Origin of the sequence: Tardiphaga sp., from assembly GCF_044340795.1 — a bacterium.
Classification (GTDB): Bacteria; Pseudomonadota; Alphaproteobacteria; order Rhizobiales; family Xanthobacteraceae; genus Tardiphaga.
Window position 1 is genome coordinate 1 of sequence record NZ_JBIISY010000345.1, and the last position, 4,876, is coordinate 4,876.

The 4,876-nt window shown below is 58.8% G+C and carries 5 protein-coding genes and 1 pseudogene; 1 reads left to right on the plus strand and 5 read right to left on the minus strand.

The annotated features are described in order from the left end of the window. A pseudogene (locus tag ACIQ17_RS30815) lies at positions 1-193 on the plus strand (dTDP-glucose 4,6-dehydratase); the annotation flags it as partial. A gap of 257 nt (positions 194-450) precedes the next feature. Here ACIQ17_RS30815 and gfa read toward each other — a convergent pair. The 5 genes from gfa to ACIQ17_RS30840 all read right to left on the minus strand — a co-directional run. Next, positions 451-1,014 (minus strand): S-(hydroxymethyl)glutathione synthase, encoded by a 564-nt coding sequence (gene gfa / locus ACIQ17_RS30820; protein ID WP_398473286.1) that lies wholly within the window; start codon positions 1,012-1,014, stop codon positions 451-453. 31 nt (positions 1,015-1,045) lie between these two features. Continuing rightward, positions 1,046-2,155: an S-(hydroxymethyl)glutathione dehydrogenase/class III alcohol dehydrogenase gene (locus tag ACIQ17_RS30825; protein ID WP_398473287.1), complete on the minus strand. Its 1,110-nt coding sequence runs from the start codon at positions 2,153-2,155 to the stop codon at positions 1,046-1,048. A gap of 56 nt (positions 2,156-2,211) precedes the next feature. Continuing rightward, entirely contained in the window at positions 2,212-2,703 is a 492-nt protein-coding gene (locus ACIQ17_RS30830) for a c-type cytochrome, methanol metabolism-related (protein WP_398473290.1), read from the minus strand. A 109-nt stretch (positions 2,704-2,812) separates the two neighbouring features. Next, entirely contained in the window at positions 2,813-4,618 is a 1,806-nt protein-coding gene (gene xoxF5 / locus ACIQ17_RS30835; RefSeq protein WP_398473288.1) for a lanthanide-dependent methanol dehydrogenase XoxF5, read from the minus strand. A 66-nt stretch (positions 4,619-4,684) separates the two neighbouring features. Next, positions 4,685-4,876, minus strand: a 192-nt coding sequence (locus ACIQ17_RS30840) for a hypothetical protein (protein WP_398473289.1), incomplete at its 5' end; no start/stop codon positions are given.

The following is a 4,876-nucleotide window of genomic DNA, read 5'->3' on the forward strand; positions in this document are numbered from 1 at the left end:
GCAGATCAGTTTAGTTACCGATCGGCTTGGGCACGATCTGCGCTATGCGGTCGATGCCACAAAGATTCAGATAGAACTTGGTTGGGTGGCGTCGCGAAACTTTGCCGTTGGCCTACGAGAAACAGTCGACTGGTACTTGATGAATGAGTGGTGGTGGAGTGAAGTTGGAGGAGGCGATGACGCCGAAGTGTGACAAGCTCGAACTCGCTGATCCATTTTGCGTAGTGAATGCTTAAGATCCAAAATTATGTAAAGATAGGATCTCTCTGTTCGATACAGAATGTCGAGCGATTTCTAGACTATCGATAAAAGTACCAGCATTTCTTGATTTTCCTATAGGTCGACAAATTTAGAATGTCCGCCTCCGATGTACGGAAGCGGACATTGATTCGATCTGCTATATGCTGACGACTGCAGGCAGTCGCAGGCAAACTTGTGTCTCCCTGAAATTCACGCCGCCTTTGCCGTCGCCACATGGGTCGCGATGGCGTCCATCAGGGGCGGTGAAAGGCAGTCATAGGGTTCGAGACCCAGTTCCTTCAGACGCGATCGGATGCCGCCCATGTCGGCTGGCTTCACGCCGGATTCGATCACCGAAGATACGAAGGCTGCGAAGCCGGGCGCGGCAGAGCCGGTTTCCTCGAACAGCTCGGGGTGGATGAAGTCAAGGCCGTAGAACGGGTGACCCTTGTTCTCGATGCGGCCATACATATGCGTGCCGCAGCCGGTGCAGGCGTGGCGCTGGATCACCGCAGCGGCATCGACGATGCGCAGCTTGTCGCCATTCTCTGTCACCGTGACATTTTCACGAGGGACCACGGCGACGACGGAGAATGTCGCCCCCTCCGGCTTCCAGCATTTGGTGCAGCCGCAAGCGTGATTGTGGGCGACGTCGCCCTTGACCGCGACCTTCACTTTTCGGTCCGCGCATTTGCAGACCAGCGTGCCACCGGCGAAATGACCGCTACCTGCCTTGACGCCGCCATCGACTGACGGATGGATATGAACAGTCATCAGTTGATCCTCCCTGCTTGGTTGCCTTGATCTAGAACACCACGACTGAACGGATCGACTTGCCTTCATGCATCAAGTCGAACCCCTTGTTGATCTCGTCGAGTTTCAGCACGTGGGTGATCATCGGATCGATCTCGATTTTGCCGCCCATGTACCAATCGACGATCTTCGGCACGTCAGTGCGCCCGCGCGCTCCGCCAAAGGCAGTGCCCTTCCATACGCGGCCGGTGACGAGCTGGAACGGGCGCGTGGCGATTTCCTTGCCGGATTCCGCAACGCCGATCACGACGGAGACGCCCCAGCCGCGGTGGCAGGCTTCCAGCGCCTGGCGCATCACCGTGGTGTTGCCGGTGCAATCGAATGTGTAATCCGCGCCGCCATCGGTGAGCCCCACCAGATGCTGGACGATATCGCTGTCGATTTTTTTCGGATTGACGAAATGGGTCATGCCGAAGCGGCGGCCCCATTCCTCCTTGTCGTCATTGATATCGACGCCGACGATCCTGTCGGCGCCCACCATGCGAGCGCCCTGGATCACATTGAGACCGATACCACCAAGGCCGAACACGACGACATTGCTGCCGGGCGTGACCTTGGCGGTATTTACCACGGCGCCCACTCCGGTGGTGACACCGCAGCCGATATAGCAACTGGTGTTGAATGGCGCGTCATCGCGAATTTTCGCGACCGCGATCTCTGGCAGGACGGTGAAGTTGGAGAAGGTCGAGCAGCCCATATAGTGATAGATCGGCTTTCCCTGATAGCTGAAGCGCGAAGTGCCGTCCGGCATCACGCCCTTGCCCTGGGTCGCGCGGATGGCGGTGCAGAGATTGGTCTTCTGGCTCAAGCAGCTTTTGCACTGCCGGCATTCCGGCGTGTAGAGCGGGATGACGTGATCGCCGGGTTTGACCGAGGTGACGCCGGAGCCCACCTCGCGCACGATGCCGGCGCCCTCATGCCCGAGAATGGAGGGGAAGATGCCCTCGCTGTCAAAACCGTCGAGCGTATGGGCATCGGTATGGCAAATGCCGGTCGCCTTGAGCTCAACGAGAACTTCACCGGCCTTCGGTCCTTCGAGATCGACTTCGACGATCTCCAGTGGCTTCTTGGCTTCAAAAGCGACTGCGGCACGCGTTTTCATGGTCTACTCCCTGTGTCACGCAACGATGCGAGTCAAAGCTTCGGCGGCAGGTGCAATCATTGCGGCTTTCCCATGCAGGCGCTTTCTGCCGCGGTATAGGCGGCGGGTTTCTCTTCGCGCTTGCCCGGGCGTACACGGCCGACGGCGTCATTGGCGCGGGCGCGCAGATAGATGTAGAGGTCGTCCATATAGCAGGCGACATTGGTGTTATCGCCGAAGGCAGGCATCACGCTTTCTTGCGATGCATTGACGTTCTTGCGCCCGCTGGCGACGACTTCGAGAAATGCCTCATAGGTCATCTTCTGCAGCGAATCCCTGAGCGCGGGTGCGTAAGTCGAGCCCATCCCGTCCGGGCCGTGGCAGACGTGGCATTCGGAGTGATATCGGCGATAGCCGGAATAGGTGTACCAATCCACGGTGCCATCGGCGCCTACCTTAAAAGTCGGGTTGCCGTCCTTGTCGAGATATTTCCCCTCTTCGGATTTGACTGCGGCGGGATCGCCTACGTCCCCGGCGAAACTGGCATGTGCTGAAGCCACGATGATCATCGCGGCGAGTGCGAGAGTGAACTGGCGCAATAGCTTGTCCTCGGCATGCGATTTCAGAAAAGACCGGCGCATGGAGGAGAGCCATGCGCCGGGTGACAAAGCGGTCAGTTTACTGAGGGAGTGCAAACACCGTGAGCGAGCCGCCGAGCGCCGTGTAGTTGCTCAGGGCTGCGTAACCGCCGACTGCGCCGAGACCTGCCGTCGGATCAGTAAGGCCAGCTGCGAGACCGATGCCGGCCCAGCCACCGACGCCCGACAGGATCGCGATATACTGCCGGCCGTTGTTCTCGTAGGTCGTGACATTGCCGATGATGCCGGAGGCGGTCTTGAACTTGTAGAGTTCCTTGCCCGTCTTGGCATCGACAGCCTTCAGGTAACCTTCGAGCGTGCCGTAGAACACGACGCCGCCAGCAGTGGCGAGAGCGCCTGACCAGACCGAGAACTGCTCCTTGTTGGACCAGACGATCTTGCCGGTCTTGTTGTCCCAGGCGATGAAGTTACCCATGTGGGTTTCGCCCGGAGGCGGATACATCGACAGCGTCGCACCGACATAAGGCTGACCCGCGGTGTAGTTCACCTTGAACGGCTCGTAATCCATGCAGACATGGTTCGTCGGCACGTAGAACAACTGGGTGTCCGGCGAATAGGCGGCCGGTTGCTGATCCTTGGTGCCGAGCGCTGCCGGGCAGACACCCTTGGTGTTGACGTCCTCGCCCTGCTTCTCGGTGGAATACTGATCCACCACCTTCGGGCGACCATAGGTCGGTGAAGACTTGTTCATGTCGACGCCGGTGGTCCAGTTCACCTTCGGATCGTATTTCTCGGCGACGAGCAGTTCGCCGGTGACGCGGTCCATGGTGTAGGCGAGGCCGTTACGATCGAAATGCGTCAACAGCTTGCGGTTCTGGCCGTTCATCTGCTGATCACTGAGGATCATTTCATTGACGCCGTCATAGTCCCATTCATCGTGGGGCGTCATCTGGTAGACCCATTTGGCCATGCCGGTATCGGCATCGCGCGCGAAGATGGTCATCGACCACTTGTTGTCGCCAGGGCGCTGCTTCGGATTCCAGGTCGAGGGGTTGCCCGAGCCGTAATAGACGAGGTTGAGTTCGGGATCGTAGGACGTCCAGCCCCAGGTGCAGCCGCCGCCGATCTTCCACTGATCGCCTTGCCAGGTCTTGATGCTGGAATCCTTGCCGACCGGTTTGCCGAGCGCCATGGTCTTGTCGGGATCGAACATGATCTGGTCGTCCGGCCCTTCGGAATAAGCGCGCCAGGCGAGCTTGCCGGTTTTCAGGTCATAGGCGGTCATGTGGCATTGAACGCCGAATTCGCCGCCAGAAATACCGATCAGTACCTTGTCCTTCACGACCAGCGGCGATGACGTGCCGGTGGCGCCCTTGCCGGGATCACCATTCTTGACGGTCCAGATTTCCTTGCCGGTCTTGGCATCGAGCGCCACGAGCGTGGTGTCGGCCTGGTGCAGGAAGATCTTGCCGTCCGCATAGGCCACACCGCGATTGACGGTATCGCAGCACATCACCGGAATGACGTTCGGATCCTGCTTCGGCTCGTATTTCCAGACGATCTTGCTGTCCTGCGCCAGATCCATCGCGAACACCTTGTTCGGGAAGGGCGTGTGCACATACATCATGTTGCCGATGATCAGCGGTCCTCCTTCATGCCCGCGTAGCACGCCGGTGGAGAAAGTCCACGCCACCTGCAGCTTGCCGACATTGCCGGCATTGATCTGATTGAGCTTGGAGTAGCGCGTGTTGGCGTAGTCGCCCGCAGGCATCACCCAGTCCTTCGGGTTCGCCGCCATTTTCGACAGTTCATCATTGGCGATGGCAACGCCGGCAGCCGACGCTGCCATTGTGCCAAGACAGGTCGCGAGTAGCACCTTTCGCATCGTGATGTCCTCCCAGACATGTATGTGCGGGGTCGTTGATCGACCCGGCTTCGCTTTTGGTGATCGTCAGCTAATCACGTCTGCACAACCGTTCTTGCCCAAGAGCGAAGGTGGCTTGCTCGACAGCGAAGCTGCGTAAAATAAATTCGTCGTGCAGGCCCGGTCTCTTGCATCTTTTGCACTGCACGCGACGAACCGGATGTTCCACCAATGGTTGATCTTTCGCTTGACGGGCCTGATCGCAAATCGGAGGATCAG